Genomic DNA, 23,769 nt, shown 5'->3' with positions numbered 1-23,769 from the left:
TCAAAGGAGATTGAAGCCACAGACGACACGGCGTAACGAAGCGACAGTTTTTTTTTCAAAAAACGGCAAAAAGAATGTTGTTGAAAAGAAATAATTCATATATTTGTCGACACACAACAATCAGTAATTAGGAATAACTATGAAAAGAGAAAATGCAGACTACAAACAACCGGAAAATGATTCTTTTTCCTTACAAGAGCCGCTTGTAAACTATCAGTCAAATTATAATCATTTTGACAAGCAAAACATAGCTTTTGTGTCAGAAGAAGAGTTGGCTAATAATTGCATTCCATTGGCAGAATCAAAAAGGCTCCTATTGGAAAGAATACACAGAGATTTTCATAAATAATGGACGTTTATATCGACAAATCGGTTCACTCAAAAATTACCGATTTTTACGAAGCGGCTATGAAAAATCATATTACCCTGGATGAAACTACTATTAACCGCAAAATATGCCGGATTTATGAAGCCTTAGAAGCATTGGGTAATTATGCGTATATCTACTCATTAGCCAGGTTGAATCAGGATTGGATAGATAAAGAATACCGGGAATATATATTTGAAGATATTCATTTCGCCTATCAAATATATGAACGATACGATGGGACAAAGATTGTTCGTATTCATGATGTTTGTCATAGTTTATTATACAAATAACAATACAACAACCTGTTTTTATTTATCATTTATTTGTTTTATCCATTGATTTTCCGTATATTAGAAGAATAAAACCAGTCTAAATATGGGACAAACGACCTTTACGATACGGGCTTATGGGATAGGTGAGCTGGCAATGCTTTACAACCCTCATCTGAGCCGTAGGGCAGCGATTCTGCAACTTTGGCGGTGGATCAATTATCATGGCGTACTGAAAGCGAAACTGAGCGAGCTGGGATATCATCCGGGAGTCAGGAGCTTTACCCCCCGGCAAGTGGAGTGTATTGTCGAACATTTAGGGGAACCCTGAAAAAAGAAGAAACCGGTACAAGAGCCGGTTTCAATGGCTAAGGCAGCTATACCCAACGGCTGCAGCAAGTGTTTTCAACGACTGCAGCAACGATTTTTTGCGGATGCGGCTACGACTTCAAATGAGTGCGGCAGCCGGGAAGAGCCGCCCTTACCGGTAGCCCGGAAGTTTCATCGAAAGAGAACTTTCCGGGGCACGTGGGGCACGTAAATCGGATTTCCGGTCACTTTCAATAACCTGCATACGGACAGTAATACAACAACGCCCGGCAACCTATTTATAGAAGTTCGCTGAAATCCGATTTACGCGCCCCACGTGCCCCCGACAAACATTAAAAAGGTATCTCCGGGTCCGGTCTGCAACCCAAATCTGCATCTTTATTATCAATACCTTCATCAGTATCTCCGTCATCCTGTCCGAAACCTTTGCTCCGTGCCTCTACCTGGTCGTGATTCAATTCGAAGACTAAGAAGAGGCGCTTCCCATGCTTCTTTCGGCAGAGAAAGCCATCCCTTTTTAACATTTTCCCCAGCATATTAACCCCCGCCGTGGTCACCGTAAAACGGGTTCTTTCGGCTATCCGGGTAAGAATCTCACTGCAGGAAAGCAACAAGGGTAACTCGAAACGGGTCGGTCGGCGGAAATAGGTATAGAACAACTCGATCTCTGGATATTCCTGCTGGAAAGGCTCGTTATTCTCGTTCACCTCGGCAATATCGCTTTCAGCAAACCAATAACGGAATCCCTGCCGGTACAACGCCAGTGCCTGCGCAAAGACAGCGGCATGGTCGACCGAAGCCGAGTAGTCGATCCGGGTAGTCTCGAAGCAAAGAAAACGGCGCGAGCCGGTACGGTCGGTCAGCACCTGGCTGTCATTAACTGTCGCCGCAAAGGAAGCACGCCGCGAATAGGTCTCCGCATTACGGGCATACGGACGCCGTTCGTGCACTGCATCTTTCGTGATCAGCGCCTTCAAACGATTCAACTCCGCCCTGCTTTGCCCCGACAGCTCATCGAGGATGATCAGGAAACAGTCGCTCATCAGTAACGACGAATCTTTTGCCGAAGGGTCGATATTGCCCGAATAGACATACTGGCGAAGCTGGGGAGGCACCAGGTTGCGTAGCCAGGTAGTCTTACCCAACCCCTGTCCGCCACTCAAAAGCAGGACGGTATGGTTTTCTTTATGCTCGTCGAGGGCACAGGCGACAACGGCAACGAGCCATTTTTTCAGGCACTTCTCCCAATATTCGGGGCGAGTGGTATCGACTGTCGAGGCAAGACGGGCTATCGGGTCGGCCTGCCCGTCCCAGGCGGGAAGATGCTCGAAATAAGAACGGAACGGATCGTACTCGGGACTAAAATCGGAATGTATCACCGCCCTCAGGTCGGAAAGGTAGCAGAGCACACCTTCCTTCTGCAAGGCACACCAGACGGAGTTCTCCCAATAATCGGTAACCGGACGGTACGCCTTATGCTCGTCGAGTTCGCGATATTCGACCTGACGGCGCACAATATTGCGGCGCAGGCTGTAACGCAAAGCCAGAAACTCCTGTATCTGGGCCACACAGCTGCCCCTTCCTCCGGTCCGTTTCTTGTCGGCAGCATGCTGGTCGGTATGCGCATAGGCACTCCCGACAGCCAGCCTGCACTCTTCGACTGACAGGCCGGTAAACGATTTCGCCGCATAGTTTTCGACCGTTTCCCTTTCCACTCCCAACCGGTTGCAATGGCAGGCAAAGAGATGGACATAGTTGTTACGGTTGCCTTCACTGTAAGTCAGCTTGCGGTTGGTACGTCTGCGGGCAGTGGCGATCGGCCGCATGGAATCTTTATCGACGGCAGGCTCTATCAACGGCAGGTCCGCCGGTGGTTCCCCCTCTCCTTTCAGCCAGGGTTCGAAACGGGAAGAGAGGTAAAGGGCCGGATCATACGAGAAAAGGCAGAGACGCCCCGCATCGCTTCCCGAACTGTCGGCCTCCACGCCCAACAGACGCTCGTACCAGTCTTTCACCAGGTTATAGACAGCCACATGGTTATCGGGAGTCAAGGCCAGCTTGACAGCAGGGCAGGCGATGATCTTAATGCCCTGCCCACGGGGACTGATCCAGCAGGCCACCGTATAGCATGCCCCACGCGCCAATGCCAGCAGGCGCGGCAGATCTTCCTTCTTCACCCCGTCAAAATCGAGCAGAATCAGCGGGTTATAGCCGGTCATATACTCCGGCAACCGTCTTTTCTGATAGGTTGCCGAGACAGTTATGGCGTACAGGTCTTTCTTTAGCCTTTCGGCCGCTTCCGGGTTTCCCCGGTCCATAAAAACACGGATACGGTTAACAGACGAGGCATACTTGCCGTTGCGGATGTCATAGAGGGCATCGACCAGGGCGATATCGCCCAAACAGTTTTTAAATTTGGCAAACAATGTTACTTTAATCATAACAGGTTGTATTTTGAGGTTACTTACACGTTCCAAGATAGAGGCTTTCCCCCGGGCAGCCTATGTTTTTTCATTATATTAAGAAAAACATAGGCTGCGCATATCAATCGTCACGATGGACGGATAGATAATCGAGCACCGCATTGACCAGTGTTCCCAAAGCCAACACTTCGCCTTCGTTGCCGTGGCGTATATGGAAGATCGAGTCGAGTGAACGGAGAAAGGGCTTCACCTCGTGCCGGTCGTTCACTGTCCATTTGCGGCTTCTGATCAGGGGAGCTATCAGTTCAAGAAACTCATCGAGGCTTCCATTGAAGAGAATGGTTTCTTCCACTACCATATCTTCCTCCCAGACGGCATGTTCGAGTAATCGGTTCAGGTTGTTACATTGTTTCACCACTTCGTGCAACCCTTTTTCCAGTTGCACACATTCATTCTTCAAGTCTTGTGCCACCTTACTAAGCTGGGCGGCGTCTAGTTTTTTTTCATCTGATTTATATTAAAGATAATTCTTTTGCTACTTCGCCTTTACAGGTTCATTTGACATTGGGTTAAAACTGACGGTAAATGAACTTGTAACTAAGCATATCTTATTTATGACTGATCCTATGGGCGATAGGCCCCAATTTTTTTATAGTTCGACAGCGAATCCTAACTGTCAACTGTCTTCTGAAAAAGTTTCCCCTTTTTCTAAAACCGAAAGCCCGGCAAGATTAACCTGCCGGGCTTTGTTTTGGTCTGTTTTCTCTTTTCACAAAGATAGAACAGAAGAACTTTATTTTATTACTTTAGTATTAATATTTACCGCCTGTTCACCTGTCGCAGGGTAATTGGAGTCCGATAACGCCGCGCGGTAAAAATTAGAATTATTTTGATTATAAATAGTTACTTATTTCACGATTGCCTTTACTGCAGCTTCGCCTTCTACGGCAACAGTTACATACCCCTTAGGAGCAGCAATTGTAGCTTCATCGGAAGAAATCACTGTGTTGGCAATTGTCTGGCCAAGTACGTTGCTAACAGTAACTTTCTTGCCCTGTGCACCTTTGACGATAATAGCACCGTCGATGGCTATTACTGATACAGAAGAAGCATCAATAGTACTGTTGTCAACAGTCTGTTCATCACCCAACGTGATAACCAATGCTTTTTCCTGATCTTCAGTGAAGCCTAAGCGTCCATTCAAATTATACAGATATTTGTCAGTAGCACCTAATGGCTGGATGACATAACCACCATCTACGACCATTACTCTGAACTTAAAGTTTTCAACACCTGCAGCGATGCCTTTTTCTTCGTTAGCTTCTTTTGCAACTGTCACAACATCTCCATTCACGTAAGTGACAACAGTATCAACGCCTGTTTTTATTGCCGGACGGAAGATAGCTTTCAAATCTTCATCAGCTGTAGCTTCCCCGGTGTAAGAACCTTCCAAAGCATAGTTCGGATAGATTTCATAATCAGCTTTATCATCAACCCATTGCTGGATAGAGTCTGTCGGATAGAACAGGAAGTTGCTGTAACCATCTTCATCGCCTTCAATAGCTTTTGAAATATAGAAAGAAGGAATGTCTTTATTGATATCGGCTGTATCCAAGCGGAAAGTCAGCCCCTTGTCAGCAATAACACCTTCCATGATGCCGTTTGCATTCAGGTTCATGGCTACTGCACCCTGATAACTGTCTAATGTAGCTTTTCTCGGAGTGGAAGCGTCCAGACTTTCTGTCAAACGGTTGAAGACTACATTTACACTGCTATATTCTGCATCTTCATACTTTTTCTTTGACACATCAAATGCAGAACTTGCAGAGATGGATGCAACTACTTTCGTTGCAGAACTTTGTGTTGCAAATATATGCGCATAACTTGTTGCATAAACAATCATAGTGTAATTGCCTTCCAGATCTTTCTGGAAAATAAACTCTGCAGCACTAGCACCTTCCTTAAAGTCAGAAGTCTGCAGGAATTCATCAGCACCTTTCACAGATTGGAATTTATAAGTAACAACTTCTACCGCATTTTTCTTGTCAGTTTTTACAGAACCGTTGCTCAAGTAAGCATAATTTATTTCGTTCTTCAAAGTTCTCCCTTTTACAACAGTCCATAACTGGCTATCATCACTTTCTTTGGTAGGAACAAAAACATTAGTTTTATTCTCTGTCATGTACAACTGCGGAACAGCAACCATATCAGAACCATTAAATACCAATTCAGCCTTTTGTGCCAACTGTTCAGCAGTCAGTGTCAGGAAGTCATCTAAAGCCGGTGCGTCTGTTATCTGGATAGTTTGACCTGCCAGACTAGTAACAGAAGGAGTTGTTAAGCTTTTATCAGAAGAAGCCACCGTAAATTCATTTGTTTTACCTTCGATTGAATACAAAGCCAAAGCGATTGTTTGATTAGTCTCTCTATTCTTGAAAGTAAATGTTGAATTAGAGAATCCTGTAACAATCCACTGTGCCTTAGCTGAATTCAGTCTCACATCTTTAGGAGCTACTGCATTATATGCAAAAGTAGTAGCATCCTGAGACACCAGATATTTTCCGTAAGGAGAAGCAGCAGCACCGGCAGCATCCGGTTTTTCACCTACAAACTTGATGTTAACGATCTTAGCAGCATCTTCTTTTAACAAAGCAGAAGCAGGAGCCCAGGTTGTGCCTGTGATCTGTGCCTTAGAGATATTCACACCGGTTGTTGTAGAGATCGTTGTGATATAAGTCTTAGCAACGCCGGATGCCGGTTTATAGGCATATACTTTAACAAAAGATGTGCTATAATCTACAGCTGAAGCTACCTCTACAGGAGCTTTGCCACTTTCAACAACGACATAAGGTTTAGCAGAGGTTGTACCTACTACCATTGTGTATTTACCCGGTTCGTTGGCATAATCGTCTTCAGATACTGTGAATACTGCATTGTTCACACAGTTGATTTTATCCTTAGCCAAATCACCCGTAGCCTTCAAGTCAGAACCTTTCACCACTTTGAAGCCATAACCTTCACCGTTAGCCTTGATCAAGTTTACTACAGGAGCAGACGGATCGAGGATAATGAATTCTGCGTTTTTGAATTCGTCCATTCCCATAACAGCACCGGTATTAGCCGTAATCTTTTCCTGCAAGGCTTTACCACCTTTAGTTACAAAATATAGTCCGTCAGGAAGATCCGTTACGTTAGTTTGTGTAGATGTCTTACTAACCGCATAAACAGTCTGATTGAACACATTCGTTTCCGGCTGCGGGTCAGCTTCCGGGAAAACAAAAGAAAAACCGTTATTTGAAAGGTTCTTGTTCAGTTCTTCGGCTGTGTATGTGGCAGAAGCAAAGTAGAATTTAACATCACTACCAGAACTTAGATCAACAGTTAAATTCTGTCCTCCCAAAGTAATTGTAGCATCAGTAGTGTTTTTACTTGCTACAAATACACAAGTATTAGCATCTACGGCAGCAGCATCTGCAGCTTCTACATTAGAAACTCCTGCTTTTGCATAAATAAGTTTGCCGTTTTGATTTTTCAGTTTGAACTGATATTCGTTATTTACCTGTCCGAAATCAGCAATTTCAAACCATTCAGCATCAGTTCCCGTTTTAAATGTGAAAGAACCGCTCTTCCCGGAAACTCCTGTAGAGCTTAAAAAGTTTACACCAGCATCACTCAGGTAAACTTTTAAGCCGTTTTTCAAAGTTTGCGTACTAGCTCCAGCCGTGTATTTATACGTCAAAGCAGCATTCGCGTTACTAAACAACGCTCCCATCAGCAACAGGACCATTGTCAAAATAGTAGAAAACCTTTTGTTCATAATCAATAAATTTAATATTAATAATAGTGTTACTAAAATCCTATTTATATCCATTTTTCTAGTCTGAAAAACTTGAATGACTAGAAAAAACGTTCCTTTTTTCTCGCCATTATTTTTTACTCATTTTGACTTCATAAGTGAAAATCAATATTTCGTACATACTTTGTTATTACGTTGATAAGAAAGAACATAGAAAAGAGAAAAAAATTTGGAAAATGATTGTCGGTTAAAAAGGAATTAGTAATTTTGTTGGCGAGAAAAAAGGAACGTTTTTTCTCGCCACACATTTTCGGCTACTAATCATATAATATTCAATACCTACAACAACTTTTAATAGTAGATATTCATTCCTCATAAAAAAGGATATTCCTATATAATGTACATGTGCGTACATCTATTCCATTATTACCTGAAAGAATAAAATCGGGATAAATCAGAAACCGTTCTTTTTAAGCATGAAAAACGAGATATTTCTCCTTAAAAAGAAATCATTCTATCCAGATCAATCCACATACCAAACACAAGTGACTTCTGGCAAAATGATATATGAAATTGTTTTTAACTACCGAGTGAAAGTATAAATAAAGATTTGCTTGTATCTTTGTAGCCGGTAAAACAAAAAAATAATCCGTATGTCAATCTCACGCTTTAATGCAGTGGAGAAAGCTTCCAACCGGAAGGCCGTGGAAGCCATCACTCCCAAACAGAAAGTATCCGAGTACTATGGCGAGAACGTATTTAACCGCAAGGCAATGCAGAAGTATCTCTCCAAGGAAACGTACAAAGCCCTAACCCACGCCATTGATAATGGAACACCCATCGACCGGGAAATAGCCAACCATGTAGCTGCCGGTATGCGTATGTGGGCACTGGAAAAAGGAGTTACCCATTACACCCACTGGTTCCAACCTCTTACCGACGGAACAGCCGAAAAGCACGATGCTTTTGTAGAACATGACGGCAACGGCGGTATGATCGAAGAATTCAGCGGCAAACTGCTCGCCCAGCAGGAACCCGACGCATCCAGCTTCCCTAACGGCGGACTGCGTAACACGTTCGAAGCCCGCGGATATTCAGCCTGGGACCCCTCCTCTCCCGCATTTATTGTAGACGACACTTTATGTATCCCGACTGTCTTTATCGCTTATACCGGTGAAGCACTCGACTACAAAACACCGCTTATCCGTTCAGTAGAAGCATTGAACAAAGCAGCCAAAGAGGTCTGCAACTACTTCAACGAAGATGTTCATAAGGTGATCACCTATCTGGGCTGGGAACAGGAATATTTCCTGGTAGACGAAGAATTGTATTCGGCCCGTCCCGACCTGTCGCTGACAGAACGTACGCTGCTCGGACACGAAAGTGCCAAGAACCAGCAGTTGGACGACCATTATTTCGGTGCTATCCCTTCACGCGTACAGGAATTTATGAAAGACCTGGAAGTGGAATGTTATAAGCTGGGTATTCCGGTAAAGACCCGTCACAACGAGGTTGCCCCGAACCAGTTCGAGCTGGCTCCGATCTATGAAGAATGTAACCTGGCCAACGACCATAATCAGTTGCTGATGTCGGTGATGAAACGTGTTTCACGCCGTCATAATTTCCGCGTCCTGCTTCACGAAAAACCTTTTATGGGTGTGAACGGCTCGGGTAAGCATTGTAACTGGTCGATGGGGACCGATACGGGTATCAACCTGTTCTCGCCGGGTAAAGACCGCGAAGACAACCTGCGTTTTATCACGTTCGTGGTCAATACGCTGATGGCTGTTTATAAATATAATGCCTTACTGAAAGCAAGTATCGCTTCTGCTACCAACGCACACCGTCTGGGAGCCAACGAAGCACCCCCTGCCATTATCTCCTCTTTCCTCGGAACGCAGATCAGCGAAGTGCTGGATAAATTCGAGAACAGTTCGATCGAAGATGCGATCGAGGTAGACGACAAGAAACGTCTGAGCCTGGGCTTCGGACAAATACCGGAATTGCTGCTGGATAATACGGATCGTAACCGTACCTCTCCGTTCGCTTTCACCGGAAACCGTTTCGAGTTTCGTGCTCCCGGTTCTTCCGTGAACTGCGGCTCGGCTATGCTGGCTGTCAACTCGGCTGTCGCTCACCAGCTTCAACAGTTCAAGAAAGATGTAGAAACACTTCAGGCTGCCGGAAAGAGCAAGGAAGTGGCTATCTTCGAGACACTGAAGGCTTATATCAAAGAATCCAAACCGATCCGCTTCGACGGTAACGGTTACTGCGACGAATGGAAGGAAGAAGCTGCCCGCCGCGGACTGGATTGCGAAAACAGCGTTCCGCTGCAATACGATGCTTACCTGAAACCGGAAGTGATCCGCATGTTCAAGGAAACGGGCGTATTGAATGAAAAGGAACTGGAAGCCCGCAATGAGGTGAAATGGGAAATCTATATTAAGAAAGTACAGATCGAAGCCCGCGTATTGGGTGACCTGTCGATGAACCATATTATTCCGGTCGTATTGCATTACCAGTCTTTGCTGCTCAGCAATATCACCAAGCTGAAAGAAACATTCAGCCCGGAAGAATACGAAGACCTGTCCGCCGAACCGCGCCGCCTGGTACGCAAGATTTCCAAACACGTAAATGCCGTAACACGCATGACGGACGAAATGATTGAAGCCCGTAAGAAGGCGAATGTCATCACCGACCTCCGCAGCAAGGCGATCGCTTATCATGATACGGTGGTTCCGTTCCTGGATGATATCCGCGAGCATATCGACGAACTGGAGCTGATGGTGGATAATCAGATGTGGCCGTTGCCGAAATATCGGGAACTGTTGTTTATCCGGTAAGAAACCAATAAAACAGCATCCTACATAAAATGTCCTGTGTAAAGAACTTACACAGGACATTCTCTTTTTTACACTGATCGATTGTTAAAACTATTAAGTGCCTGATAAAATGCCTCTATATTCTCTGACGGAACATGCGGAGGCACATCACAACCTGTCGATAAAACGAAATTCTTCCATTGGCTGGTTTTCTTTAGCAGATTCATTGTCTCTGCATATACTTTTTCCGGCGATGACTGTTTGAAAAGTCCGACCGGATCGAGGTTCCCCATGACCAACCGGTCTTCCGGACAGTTCTCCAACGCCTCCGCCATATCTATCTTATTGCCGAAATGAAGCCCGGCCGCTCCCGACTGAACCATCGCTTCCGTACAATGTCCGAAGTTTCCGCAGTTATGCAGGATCACCATAAAGTTCTCATCCTGCACCGCATCCACGATCTGACGAACATAATCCGTCGAATACAACAGACAATCTTCGTTAGAGATCAGACCCGCCGCCGGTTCCGCCATGATCACGCCATGAACACCTGTCTGCCTGATCGCACGGGTATAGTCGATCAGGAAACGGGTACATTTCTCCAGTAAGACGGTCATATTCTCCGGCTCCACATACAGAGCGATCATTAATTCCGACAACCCGAACAAACGCCCTGCCAGCGAAAACGGACCGATACAACCGGCAAAGACCGGCTTATCCTTTACCCGTTCTGCCGTCAGCCGGTTCGCTTTCAGGTATTCGGGAACACGTCCGGCCTCAAGAGACGGGATTGGCAGACGATCTATAGACTCCCTATCCGATACGAGCGGTTCCGTTACACTGGGGACCTCATCTTCCGGAAAGACCACCTTCGCACCGAAAGCCTCGGCTTCCACCGTCAAATCCATGATAACCGTCGGTGCTGCCGACGGATATTGTTCGTTCAACCGGCAGATAGCCTCCGCATGCACTTCGCCATCGATAACCGCATCTCTCACCGTTTTACCGCATAACTCGATACCCGGATGTGTCATGATAGGAATAGCCCTACGTTCCTGCCGGTTCCTTGTTTCGTGTAGCCACTTTTGTATTTCCATTATTTCTTCTTTCTTTTTCGTTTATAACAAGTCTCCAGTTCACAATACTGGCAACCGTACTTTTTCTCATCCACATCAGGCCCGATACCGATAATACCGCTGATCGACTTGATCGGTGTCATCAGGCATACCTCCGACAAACCGATACCGCAGGGATTCCCGCCCATCAAACGGAACAGTGTCTGCTGGCCGGATAAATGCCAGCCGCAATATCCGGGACTCAGGCGGTTCGTGTGCCGTTCTCCCACCAGCTCTTTTTCGAGTAACCGTTCCATGCAGTCACCGGCTTTTTCTGCGATACAAGTACCGATAATATCTGCAATAAAACTTTTCAGGATGTCCTCTTCCGCTTTCAAACGATTCTGATACTCCTGAAAAGCAGTCCCCGCAGTCGCCGCAAAGAGGGCGAAGCGGCCGGAGCCTTTCAGAAGGGAAGAGATCGTCGCTCCGACATGAATACGTTCGCCGCCATCCAGAGATACAGCGTCTTCCTCCATCCGCCCGTCAAACAGACCGAACGCACAACGCGGAACGATCCAAGACGAAATCTCTTCCAGCATGGAGACGGTCAATGCCTCCACTGGCTCTTCCGGTTCCGTACTGCCGTAGCCCATCTCGGTAAATAAATCATTTACCGTCAGGGATAACCGGCTAAAGTCTAACTCGTATTCCTGCATACGATCAGGCGGATAATAAGGATTTGGCAAGCGATACCGCGGCATTGGCATTGTCGCTATAACCGTCTGCACCGATCTGGCGGGCAAACGATTCGGAAACCGGTGCACCGCCGATCATCACTTTAACCTGGCTGCGGATTCCATTCTGCTCCAAAGCATCGATCACCTCCTGCATATAATTCATCGTCGTTGTCAGCAGGGCAGACAGACACAGGATCTGAGCCCGGTTTTCTTTCAGGGCGTTTATAAACCTTTCCGAAGAGATATCGGTTCCGAGGTTGATCACTTCGAAGCCGCAGCCTTCCAGCATGGAGGCTACCAGGTTCTTTCCGATATCATGCAAGTCGCCTTTTACCGTTCCGATCACCACCTTTCCCAGACTGTGGGAGGCTGCACCTTTCATTTGCGGTTTCAGCAGGTCGAGCGCACCTTTCATGGCACGGGCTGCCATTAATAGTTCAGGGACAAAGGCTTTTCCTTCCTCGAAACGTTTGCCTATATCTTCCATGGCTCGCGACATATAGTTATTAATGATCAAATGCGGATCGACATTCTCTGCGATCGCTTCGTTGGTTACCGCCCTGGCTATCTCCAGTTTTCCTGTCAAAATAGCCTCATACAATTTCTCCAAATCTGCCATAACTTTATCTGTTTTAATTATTAACCTCGTAACTCACGCAATGTCTCTATCATCGCCACGACATTCCGAACCGGCGCATTAGCCTGTATATTGTGGACGGCATTGAAAACGAAACCGCCGTCAGCTCCCAGTATCTCACATTCCTGCAATACATGGCTCCGCACCTCTTCGGGTGTCGCATTCGGCAGGATACGTTGCGTGTCGATACCGCCGCCCCAGAACGTCACCTGGCTGCCGAACTCTTTCTTCAATACCCTCGGGTCCATATCTTTGGCATTGATCTGGACAGGGTTGATTATATCGAAACCGGCATCCACCAAACCGGGAAGAATCGGGAGGATAGCCCCACAGGTATGTTTGAATACTTTCCAGGTGGTATGCTGATGAATCCAGTCGTTCATCCGTTTGTAGTGGGGAAGCCATAACTCCCTGAATGTATCGAACGAACAGAATTGCGAGTCCTGGGTTCCGAAATCGGTTCCGCAGGTAAAGACGACATCGACCTTCTCACCTACCGCATCCCAAAGACGTTGATAGTTAGCCAGTGCAATATCGGTCTGTTTTTCAAAGACCGTTTGTACATAGTCACGGCGCATGGCGGTAGACATATACCATTCAGCGACATTGCGGATACCTTTCGGGTCTTTCAGCCCCATGCCCGGAACGAAAGCGATATCCCCCAGTGCCGTACCGCCGAAGCTGGCGACAACCGCTTTTCCGGTTGAGGCAGCCTGTTCGACCGTCTTTTTATAGTATTGAAGATCTTCGTCAGAAAGAGGGCCGAACTCTTCCAGGTTATCTGCCGGATCGATCTCTTCGTCATTCACATATTCCTGTCTTTCCGTTGCATTGATAAAATAGCAACCGGAAGGCATCACGGCACTGGGCGGATAGGAACGGTCTCCTCCCGCATAGATGTGAACATCTCCCTGTCCGTCGGTCGTCAGGTCGATACCGGAGGCGATCATCACCTTCTGCCCCCAGGGAGTGATTTGCTCGTGGAGTTGGGTTTCATCGATGTCGAACATATCCTTGCGTCCGAAAACAGGGACACAGTCTATGCCGATAATCTCCTGCAAGTCGCTTTCGATCTCTCCCAACATCTGGAAAGGTTCGATGACGCGGACAGGATGCGGGTCCAATCCATAATGTTGTCTCAAGGCCTCTACGACCTTACAATGGATGCCTGTAACCGAAGTTGCTCCGAAGTCGACCGGTACGCAATCGGGCATACGATGGGCTAGTGCGCTTTGCACACGCTGTTTGGATGTCATGTTCAATACTAATTTTAGATTACCATACTTTTATTCTGATCTCGCCGTCTTTGACGGATTCCAAAGGTCCCGGTTTGGGCTGGTTTCCACGTGCATTCCCCAGATAGTCGGCAGCAATTTCAATCGGGCTGCCGTCGGGTTGCTCGTAGACTTGTCCGGGGAGTTTGGCTTTTCCCAGTCTCTCCGTATTGACACGGCTGGTCTGCAAATCGCTCAAACCTTTTACGGATAAAGACAGATAAACGCCGTCAGCCGTTTCTTCGATCTTCACATTCGGATTGAAGTCAGGGAGGACTACTTTGTTCTTTTCACCTTCAAACGGCAAGGCTCCGTTGTAATAGACATTCCCGTCCACCATCATCGGATAAACCGTTTTATTATAGTCCGCCAAACCGTATTTCCGCTTATTCTCTCCTTCCGTCACCGGAAGAACGGTGGCAAAAAGGTTATTGATATAGCGGTCGTCTCCACCAGGAATAATAGACAGGCCCGCGACTTCTGTCGAATGAGGCAGGAAATAAGGAGTGTACCGTCCGTGTTCTACATACCGGTAGATATCCCCGGCGATCAGGTTATGCACATAAGCGCCTCCCTGGGATTGTTCCAGGATACTCCGGCGTGAGGCGAAAATGTTATTGTCGACCAGGAACGGGCCGTGGTTTACTTCCAGGAAAAGATCTTCCATATCATTATCGTAGAATAAGTTTCCCGAAACCCGGGTACCCTGCGTCATCCAATCCAGCCAGAGGGCACGGCCTGCATTATGAATACGATTATGGACAATACGGGTGTCTACCGCAGCATGAAATTTAATACCTCCGATCTCTGCGCCGGTAAACTGACGCTTCACCCAGATATCGTGGATATGATTGTTTTCGATCAGGCTGAAAGCAGCCCCCATACTTCCACAGATACCGGTCTGTTCGCAATGGGATATCTCATTGTTACGAACAATATGCGAACCGATATTCTCCTTATTCCAACCATTCCGGATCGTATTGAAAGTCACTTCGATATAATGCAGGGAACCGTCGATGCTCGTATCGTTCAGCCAGACATTATGACCGGTCTGACGTTCTTTTCCCAACGTTATGCCTGAACATTTGGAGTTACTGATTACATTGTTCTCGATGATCCACCCTTTGTTCCAATGGGTAGCTATCATACCGATCTGCTCTGCCGTCGGAGCTCCCCATTGGGTAGCAGCCTGACTGATATAAAAGCCCTGGATAGTCAGGTAGTCGATACCCGGTTTCGACGGATAAAAGCAGGTGTTGCGGGTACTTATTTCCACCAGTTCCTTATTCGGGTCATATTTATGGAAATTTGCCCAGATGATCGTATTCACGCCGTCATTCTCGCAATACCAGGAGTAGGCAGACCCTTCCTTATCTTTGCCGTTTTCATGCGGGACCGGGCGAAGCACTTTGTCCAGCGACTCCTTCTCATAGAGGGATTTGTTATTCAGGAATACTTCGCCGGTATGATGTTCGCGTCCCATGCCGTCAAACCAATCGCCATAGATCAGGTCGGTATACGGATTATAATCACCGAAAAATGTATTCGGGATCGTGACCTTCCAGACTCCGTCTTTCTCCTTCGTCCAGCCGGTAATCCTTTCCGAGCCTTTTATCTCTACCTTTTCTCCCGGAGCCGCACGATAGACAATCCGCTTCCCGTCGCTTTCACCGCCTCTCGGAGGGTTTATCCACTCACGGTACGTTCCGGCATGCACAGTGATCACATCACCGGGGAAAGCATATTCCGCCGCTTTCCCAATAGTCCGGAAAGGAGCTTTTTCGGTTCCCTCATTCGCATCGTTCCCTTTTACGGATACATGATATTCTTTCGCCTGCACTACTGCGCAGCATATCAGGAATAGTATAAAAAATAACTGCTTTCTCTTCATGGTATTTCGATTGTTAGTGTAACTTCGACTGGAAGAACAATGCAAATATAGAGGGTCCTTATCCGATATAAAATAGCAAAAAACTGCCTATTTTGTGGATTATTATTGCTTATTCGGAATATCCTTATTCTTCAATAACAGAGACTTGTCCGGAAGCTGTTTCCGATCCGGTATTTTCTATCTGCACCTGTAGCTCTACTCCGTTATTTCCACGAATATCATCGGATAAAGTCACCGGATAAACGATCCTCAATTTATCCCCTTGTAAGATTTCAGCTGAAGCACCTTCTATCAGGACCTTTCCATCCGCCACCAATTTGAAGCGGGAACAAACGACCGGACTTCCTCCTCTTTTTCTTTCTATTTGGACGGAAGATAATTTCTCCAACTTATCTGCAGGCAATTGAAAAGACAAGACTTCTGTCTTTTCAGAACCGACCGTCCACGATCCTAACTGACCTTTTTTCCCGTCCGGTATTAAATCCGGAGTTATAAAAGCCGCATAATCAACCAGCGAACGAGCTGTATTTACTATATCTGCAGGAAGAGCCAGCGGAGAACAGCCCTCCGATTCAACCCAGTTCTTTTCCCATTCGGCAAAGTCAAAACGAACTCCTGCTTTTCTGCTTTCAAAATAATGCTTCCAACGCGGCAAATAATAGTCACGTATCAAACCGGACCAGACGCGGGCTGAATAATCATCCACAGGAGGTCCCCAGATCGTGACGATACGCTTCGCATTTCTTTCATATTGCTTATGCTGTTCAGGAGTTACAGCCTGCTTATGGGCAAAATCGATCCAACGTTCCAAACGTAATGTCGGATGAACAGATAACAGAGCATCTATTCCGGTCAGTAAATATTCAAAATCCTTTTCAAACTTTACTGCACGTACCGTATCTCCTATCTCATACTGCCAGTCTATTGCTTTCACCAGCAACTCGGCTTTTCCTCCCAGATAAAGGGCTGTGAACTCCGACAGGTCTGCCAAATAAAGAGGATTATCTTTCAACTGACCACTTACGTCAACAAATGATTCTATCGCTTTGAAAAAAGATTCGTTCAAACAGATCGAACCGTTCCGGACTGTTCCCGGACGAAACTGCCAGTTATAACGAGGATGATCGGTAAATGTCCCATATACCGATTCCAACAGTAAATCCCAACATTTACGAACTGCTGTCGGATAGCTTCCATAACGATTATAAGAATACTCCTTCAACCATTCGTGAATATCTATCTTTTTATCCGACCAACCTGCATCAGACAATAACTCATAGATGACTTCATTATTTTCTATTCCTTCAGGAGCCATTCCATGAGCGATCAAACGTCCTTTATCAGGAGAAGACAACGCCTCCAAATGACCGTTCGCATAGAAATCCAAAACACCGGTCATACCGGTTTTACCTCCCATATTCGGAATGACACTATATACCCAGGGCTTATTGTAGAAACCTTTATAAAACTCCCAGTTCACTTCCGATTTCCAGAAATGCTTATTATAATCTACCGCTAAATCCAATAAAAGCATTTTATCATCGGGTACTTCAGAGAGCAAAGCTCCCAGCGTCTCATAATCCCAGATGTCTCTCTGATAACCAAACATCCAACCTTGCATTACCCATGTAGCCTTCGGATTTCCTTTCCGAATAGATTGGTAAACCTTATCGCCATAAGAAGCCAGCAGGTCATAACGTTCTTTAGAACCTTTTGCAGGAAAAGGAATATCCATCTCGTTAAAACTATCTACCAGATAATGCTCGTTCTCTCCAAACTCTTTTTCCCATTCATGGATAAATTCTGTTCCTATTCTGGTAAACAGTTCTTCCTGCGGAGAAATCATCCAGTTACAGAAAGCACCTCCCCAATGTGTCTGGATAATTTCCAGATCAGGGTAAATGCGTTTAAAAGCCTCCGGTATAAAGCCGGGGAAACCGGGACAGATGGGTTTCATCCCCAGCTCTTTCATCCGTTTCAATATCTTATGTTGCAAATCGATTTGCCGACGATGCCAATCCTCATTCAACGGACCATCAATGCCACTGATATTCCCCATCCGCATCCAGGGTAAATGAGCCGGACCGACGAAATAATGATTTATCTCATCATCCGTCAGTCCCATCTTTTTCCAGACACGGGCCAAGATCGCCTCATATCCCACCAATGCCAATGGCATATTGATACCATGTAATGCCATCCAATCTATCTCTTTCTCCCAACGGTCCCAATCCCAATAAGGCATGGAATATCCATAAACCACTACATTACACATAAAATGGTTCTCAAAAGGAGAGACAACCCGTTTCAAAGGAATATCTTCCAGTTTTTCCGGGAATCGAACATTACTTCCTGACCAACTATATATACCTGAACGATTACTTTTGATAAAATCATAGAAGCCCCGACATAATGCGACCGGACTATTCCCTTCGATCATCAACCGGCCTTCAGCCGCCTTATATTGAAAATAAGTACTACCTTCCCCCTTCTCTTTATTCGGCTTCAAAGAGAACTTTACCGGTAAGCCGGATTGACCGGAAACCCGTTCAATTACTTTATAAGCAGCTTCGGCCCTTTGCTTCTGAGCACACAGATGTTGACTTCCGGGAAACAAGAGACTACAGATGGCAATTAATAAAATCTTTTTCATTACTCATAAATTGTTTAACATGTAAACCATACCTTACTTACCAAACAAGACAGTAGTGTGGGAACTCCTCACACTACTGTCCTAAATGGGGTAACACTACTATGTTACCCCTGCTAGCACTACTATCTCAAAAAAACGCATCTTAGTATTCCAGTTTCAATGTGATTTGTCCGTACGGAGCCATCACCAGATTACCGTCGGTTCTTTCTCCGGCAATCTCTTCGCGATCGCAGACAGAGATACGGGCCGGGGTCTTTTTAGGGAAAGATAACCGGACGCTTTCCTCTTTATCGGATAGGGAACGGAGACGGACAATCAGTGTATGATCGGTTTCCAGGGATTTGATGATCGTCGAGTAGACCTTCCGGTTGTCGATAGCGATCAGAGGCTGTACCTGTGGATCTTTATCGGCTGTAACATATACCAGCGGTTGCGACTGCTCCATACCGAAACGGTTAGCTTCCACCACATCGTATGCTTCATGCGGATACAAACGGTAACGGAACCGGACAGGACCGTCCTGTGTCAACGGGAAGTTGGTATGCCAGTGATTATTCATTGCCCATGAATAGACCGTAGAACTGGGGTCGAGTTTGGTGATCCAGTTACCCTGGCCTCCCCAGCCCATTGCAATATTGGCATGCCGATCGCCGTACTCAAACAGAGGAGCATCCAGCGAACACCAGGTAACGCCATGCGTCGCATTCGAAACGTCCAGCCACCGCTGCATCGCCAGCCAGTTTCGGTTCCCCTGCGGCCATTGGTCTTTCTCCACCTCCATCACTCCCCAGGGGATATCTACGCGGGTCTTTGAGTCCGGCAGATTGAAGGCAAAGCCGAAATGAATGCCGTCTTTCTCCACCAAAGGCAGTTTATCTACGACGTTGGATATTTCCACCCACGGCTGACCTGCCTGCAAACGGACGGAACGGGAGACGCTCCGGCAACCGGCCGCTTTTGAAGTCACACACAGTTCTACAGCCAAAGGACCTTCTTCGACCACGGAAACAGACAATACGGTATCTGCCTGCGGAGCATCCACGTTCGCCGGCAACCAGGAGAAGGTATTGGCACCCTCACCGATATAGTTATATACAGAACCTTTCTTCAATAAAGATGTGATATTACCTGTCGCCTTATCCAGATGAACGGTCAGACAATCGTTCTCCAATGTCGTTCCTTCTATTTTACAGTGACCCGGCAAAGAACATTTGCCTTCCACTACCCGGAAATGACGGGAACCCAGTGCCGGTACTTCCGGGACATAGAACAACAACTCACCGGAAGAAAGGCGTTGGGAAAGCACCTCCTTACCATTCTGGTCGACCACTTTATCACCTTTCAGGCTTTCCTTCGCCGTCAGCCGGATCACACCGCTCTGCGGCCAGGAATGCGTATTGAAGACGGCAATACCTCCGTTTGCCGGGCCTTCCTTAGGTCCCAGCGCCCCATTCGACTTGTCCGTGGCGGGGGCCAGCGATTCATCCAGCATATCGATCGAACGGTCTTCGGCTTCATGGAAGTAAGACTGTTTCACTTTCCAAATGGCATCCTGGAAATAGGGTTCGGTAGGGTTCTCAAAGCACCAGGTATGTTCCGAGCCTAAAAGGATATAACGCCAGGCTTCATCGAAATCTTCACGCGGAGCTTTACCACCGTCTGCCAGCATGGACCAGATCGTTTCCGCCTGTACCAGTTTCTCCTTGGCATTCCGGTTCCTGGCAGTCAGACCGGCAGCCGTACCCAGGCCGTCCGTCCAGTATTCGGTATAGTCGCCGGAAACGACCGGCAACTGGTCACCGTATTTCTCTTCTATCATCGACATGATCTCATGACCGCCGCTGATAATGATTTTCGGATAAGCATATTTTTCATTCCACTCTTTCACGGCAAAAGGGACATCGGCATCCAACGGGTTGTTATCCCACAAAGACCAGGAAAGAACGGTGTAGTCATACGGATAATTATCTTTTTCCAACGCCGTCAGTTTCTCGGTAAAATCGACATTGGCATATCCCATACGAATAACCTTCGGCACTTTTGCCGGGTCACGTTGTCCGAACCAGGGACGCCCGGTCTCTCCCCCTTTTCCCATACTGCCGCTATTGGCATAGCCGCCCGGCTGCAGGAACAGCACCTTCGATTTGCCGTCGGGACCTACCCACCAGAACGGTTTCCCGTCCATATTCTTATGAGCATTCCCCGCCCGGTCGGTATTGGGCCATGAGATAATATACTTGACACCCTCCTGTGCCATGACAGGGATCAATCCCCAGGACATGCCCGGTATATCGAATTGCTGGAAAACATCCGAAGGTTGCCCGCTCAGCCGTTGCATCTCGCGGGTAAATTTGAAGACATGGAACAACTCCTCATCGGCACAGGTGCTGGTATTCAGGTTCAGATAGCTGGCATCCAGGCAAATCTGTCCTTTCTTCATGGCTTCGACCAGTTCACCCCTCATCTCCGGATTGGATTGCCACAACCGTTCCATAGGCCAGCCTACTTCCGGATTCCAGACAAAGCGAGCACCATCGGGATGGTCTTTCGTCTCTTCCGCCAGTTTTATTCCTTCAATGATATTGTTCTTATGAAGCTGTTCGACGTTCTTATGCGTATTGGTATAACCGATATCCACATGAGCATGGTTGTACAGGTAAACGTTCCAGTGGCGCATAGGCGTAACGCTTACCTTCTGTTTATACGTCTTATCCGCCCCGCGGAGGACAAATGTAACTTCCGACTTCTTTCCGGTAGGAACCGTAGAAGGCAACAGGACTTCCACCTCCGCCGAGTCTCTCGCATTCAATGCAAAATGGCTCTTTTCCGTTTTCCCTTTGGCTATCACCTCGACCGAAAGATCGCCTTTCAGTTCTTCCCCTTTTAACCGGACCGTCACGATACGCCCGGGCGTTCCGTCAGTCCTGTAACCGTATAACGGACGCACGATATAATCGATCGCACCTGGTTTTATGTCGGCCTGAACGGTGGCTGACAACGCGGATATCAATAAACAGAATCCTATTCGCTTTTTCATTCGACTACTTATTAGATTAGCAATTTTATTGTACAAAATAAAAGACCTTTTACTTCCTGTACAATAGACATTCTCCTTGTTTACTTATACTATCTTTCGATGTTACCTCACGTCGAAGCTGCCATCCAGCCTGATATCCTCAACCGAAGAACCGACCATCACCTTAAACTCACCCGGCTCCAGTACTTTCTTCATCTCCGGATTCCATACCTTCAGGTCTTCCTTTTTTACGACAAGCTCGATTGTCTTTGCCTCGCCTGCCTTAAGATATACTTTTTGAAAAGCTTTAAGAGCCTTCAGCGGCGTACTGGTGCTGCTCACTACGTCACGGACATACAATTGTGCGACTTCTGCCCCGTCACGCTTACCCGTGTTGGCCAGTTCGCAGGAAACCCTCACCACATCACCCGCTTCTTTTATATGCATATTTTTATATTCGAATGTGGTATAGCTCAAACCATGCCCAAAGCAGAACAAGGGTTTCGGATGGGAGAAAACATAATCACGACCAGGGTTTTCAGGCGTACCCGGACTCTTGTAAAAACCTCTGGCAGACGGTTTCTGGGCAGCATATAACGGTATATGCCCTGTCGTTGGAGGAAAAGTCATGCTAAGTCGGCCGGATGGATTGACCTCTCCAAACAACACACGTGCCACAGCCTCCCCGCCTTTCTCTCCCGGATACCATGCCTCGACAACCGCATTCACTTTTTTCGCTTCTTCGCCAATCGTCAGCGGACGGCCGTTTATCATCACAAGCACTATCGGTTTACCGGTAGCGGCAACAGCTTCGAGCAGTTGTGGCTGAATACCGGGAAAATCCAGTTCATTACGATCGTAACCTTCACCACACGTAGCCAGTTCTTTGGAGTTTTCATCACCCCAGCCAATACCTGAAAGGGTCTGGCTTGTACCACCCAATACCAATATAACCGCGTCACTATTCTTTGCAGCCTCCACCGCCGAAGCGATACTGTCGGTAAACAACGAAGTGATGCCACAGCCGAGAGCGTAATTGACCTTTACCTCATCTCCCAGATATGCCCTTAAACCCTGGAGGACGGTAACGCCATAGTCGTTATTTTTCGTGGGACTGTAATCGCCAAACTGAACTTTATCTGCATTCGGACCGATCACTGCCAGTGATTTCAGTTTGTTTTTATCCAATGGCAGAACATTGTCATTGTTTTGCAACAAAACAATAGACTCCTCGGCTATACGCCTTGCCAAATCGACATTTTCCTTCGTATGGACTTTCTGTTGGTCGTCTTTGTGCACTTTAAAGGGACGATCGAACAGCCCCATCTTAAACTTTATCGTAAGAACACACCTTACACGCTCGTCGACAACCGATTCAGGCAACCTGCCCTCCTTTACCAATTCTACCAGATGTTTATATCCATAGGCACCGGGTGCTTCCACATCCACTCCGGCTGTTATAGCCTGAAAGCCCGTTTCCTTTGGTCCGTCGGCCGTATGGTGAAGATAGTTCATCATGCCTATCGCCCCATAGTCGGAGAATATATATCCGTCGAACCCCCATTCGTCGCGGAGTATATCCTTCAACAACCATTTACTGGCATGGATAGGCACACCGTCTATCTCATGGTAACCGGGCATAACACTATAGATATTGGCCTCCTTAACCGCCGCCTCAAAAGGATAAAGATGATCTTCCCTCAATTCTCTTTCTCCTACCAATGCCGGAGCAATGTTGATTCCGGCTTCGGGCTTGGAATAGGCGACAAAATGCTTTCCCATGGCCGCCAGCTTTCCGGGAGCTATCCCTTTGGAAGATTGTTCCGGCTCGCCTTGTAACCCTTTCACGAAAGCCACACCCATCTCCTTTACCAGATAAGGGTCCTCGCCATAGCATTCTTCAACACGTCCGTACCGGGGATCCCTGGCTATGTCGAACAAAGGAGAAAGAGCCTGATCCACACCGGCAAGTAAAGCTTCCTGGGCTATCACGCCTGCCATCTCCCTGATCAGCTCCGGATTCCAGGTCGACCCTAAACCGATCGATTGAGGGAAAATTGTGGCCCCTAGCGCCATGTGTCCGTGCAGACACTCGGCAATCTGAATAGCGGGGATGCCCAACCGGGTCTTTGTCCGCAGATACTGATCGGCCGCTTCCGAATAAGCAGCTATCTTTCCGTGTTCGATAAAGGGACTTTCCAGGCAACCGATGCTCTCTCCCCCAAAAAGGGCTTCCAATGAACTCTCCGTCACCTGTCCTTTTTCGTTGGTTTTCAGTCCGCTAAGACTTTTCATATTCAACTGGGCCACTTTTTCTTCCAACGTCATACGCCCCAGCAAATCAGTGACGCGTTGTTCTACGGATAATTTCGGATCTTTGTAAGGGAGATCTGACGTAGCCGCCAGAGAATGAATGCCTAAACTACAACTCAGATATAGGCAGAATAGCATTGTTTTTCTTTTCATGATATCATTGTTTTTTTCATACAGCAA

The 23,769-nt window shown here is 46.9% G+C and carries 15 protein-coding genes; 4 read left to right on the top strand and 11 right to left on the bottom strand.

Features of this window, described 5'->3' with window-relative positions:
* The first annotated feature begins 139 nt into the window (after positions 1-139).
* The 3 genes from DWW23_RS11075 (at position 140) to DWW23_RS11065 (ending at position 970) form a co-directional block, all read left to right on the top strand.
* Positions 140-349 carry a hypothetical protein gene (locus tag DWW23_RS11075; protein WP_122353338.1) on the top strand — a complete coding sequence of 70 codons (210 nt, stop codon included), beginning with the start codon at positions 140-142 and terminating at the stop codon, positions 347-349.
* 59 nt (positions 350-408) lie between these two features.
* Positions 409-660 (top strand): hypothetical protein, encoded by a 252-nt coding sequence (locus DWW23_RS11070; RefSeq protein WP_147382604.1) that lies wholly within the window; start codon positions 409-411, stop codon positions 658-660.
* Positions 661-745: 85 nt separating this feature from the next.
* The gene (locus DWW23_RS11065; RefSeq protein ID WP_122353336.1) at positions 746-970 is read left to right on the top strand and encodes a DUF4248 domain-containing protein; all 225 of its coding nucleotides are present in this window, start codon (positions 746-748) and stop codon (positions 968-970) included.
* A gap of 331 nt (positions 971-1,301) precedes the next feature.
* Here DWW23_RS11065 and DWW23_RS11060 read toward each other — a convergent pair whose 3' ends face one another.
* The 3 genes from DWW23_RS11060 to DWW23_RS26985 all read right to left on the bottom strand — a co-directional run bounded on the left by DWW23_RS11060 (position 1,302) and on the right by DWW23_RS26985 (position 7,209).
* Complete coding sequence (locus DWW23_RS11060; RefSeq protein ID WP_122353431.1) at positions 1,302-3,410, bottom strand: VapE domain-containing protein; 2,109 nt, start codon at positions 3,408-3,410, stop codon at positions 1,302-1,304.
* A gap of 103 nt (positions 3,411-3,513) precedes the next feature.
* Positions 3,514-3,864 carry a hypothetical protein gene (locus DWW23_RS11055; RefSeq protein ID WP_122353335.1) on the bottom strand — a complete coding sequence of 117 codons (351 nt, stop codon included), beginning with the start codon at positions 3,862-3,864 and terminating at the stop codon, positions 3,514-3,516.
* Positions 3,865-4,299: 435 nt separating this feature from the next.
* Entirely contained in the window at positions 4,300-7,209 is a 2,910-nt protein-coding gene (locus DWW23_RS26985; RefSeq protein WP_147382603.1) for a DUF6383 domain-containing protein, read from the bottom strand.
* A 632-nt stretch (positions 7,210-7,841) separates the two neighbouring features.
* Here DWW23_RS26985 and DWW23_RS11045 point away from each other — a divergent pair.
* Complete coding sequence (locus DWW23_RS11045) at positions 7,842-10,031, top strand: glutamine synthetase III (RefSeq protein ID WP_122353333.1); 2,190 nt, start codon at positions 7,842-7,844, stop codon at positions 10,029-10,031.
* A 68-nt stretch (positions 10,032-10,099) separates the two neighbouring features.
* Here the strand turns inward: DWW23_RS11045 and DWW23_RS11040 are convergent, their stop codons facing one another.
* The 8 genes from DWW23_RS11040 to DWW23_RS11005 form a co-directional block, all read right to left on the bottom strand.
* The gene (locus DWW23_RS11040) at positions 10,100-11,107 is read right to left on the bottom strand and encodes a uroporphyrinogen decarboxylase family protein (RefSeq protein WP_122353332.1); all 1,008 of its coding nucleotides are present in this window, start codon (positions 11,105-11,107) and stop codon (positions 10,100-10,102) included.
* Positions 11,107-11,784 (bottom strand): vitamin B12 dependent-methionine synthase activation domain-containing protein, encoded by a 678-nt coding sequence (locus DWW23_RS11035; RefSeq protein WP_122353430.1) that lies wholly within the window; start codon positions 11,782-11,784, stop codon positions 11,107-11,109. Before DWW23_RS11035 ends, DWW23_RS11040 begins: the two co-directional genes overlap by 1 nt.
* A gap of 4 nt (positions 11,785-11,788) precedes the next feature.
* On the bottom strand, positions 11,789-12,424 hold the full coding sequence (locus tag DWW23_RS11030) for a corrinoid protein (RefSeq protein ID WP_122353331.1): 636 nt from the start codon (positions 12,422-12,424) through the stop codon (positions 11,789-11,791).
* Positions 12,425-12,444: 20 nt separating this feature from the next.
* A complete protein-coding gene (locus tag DWW23_RS11025; protein WP_122353330.1) occupies positions 12,445-13,698 on the bottom strand; it encodes a uroporphyrinogen decarboxylase family protein in 1,254 nt (417 codons plus the stop codon).
* A 19-nt stretch (positions 13,699-13,717) separates the two neighbouring features.
* Entirely contained in the window at positions 13,718-15,607 is a 1,890-nt protein-coding gene (locus DWW23_RS11020) for a right-handed parallel beta-helix repeat-containing protein (protein ID WP_122353329.1), read from the bottom strand.
* A 124-nt stretch (positions 15,608-15,731) separates the two neighbouring features.
* Complete coding sequence (locus DWW23_RS11015) at positions 15,732-18,260, bottom strand: alpha-N-acetylglucosaminidase (RefSeq protein WP_122353328.1); 2,529 nt, start codon at positions 18,258-18,260, stop codon at positions 15,732-15,734.
* Between the two features lie 142 nt (positions 18,261-18,402).
* Positions 18,403-21,297: a glycoside hydrolase family 38 C-terminal domain-containing protein gene (locus tag DWW23_RS11010; protein WP_122353327.1), complete on the bottom strand. Its 2,895-nt coding sequence runs from the start codon at positions 21,295-21,297 to the stop codon at positions 18,403-18,405.
* A 102-nt stretch (positions 21,298-21,399) separates the two neighbouring features.
* Positions 21,400-23,742, bottom strand: coding sequence for a glycoside hydrolase family 3 N-terminal domain-containing protein (locus DWW23_RS11005; protein WP_122353326.1), 2,343 nt, complete (start codon positions 23,740-23,742; stop codon positions 21,400-21,402).
* Positions 23,743-23,769 lie beyond the last annotated feature (27 nt).

This window comes from Parabacteroides sp. AF14-59, assembly GCF_003479515.1.
Lineage (GTDB): Bacteria > Bacteroidota > Bacteroidia > Bacteroidales > Tannerellaceae > Parabacteroides > Parabacteroides faecis.
The sequence above is the reverse complement of the archived record's forward strand: the minus strand, read 5'-3'. Positions and strand labels throughout refer to the sequence as shown.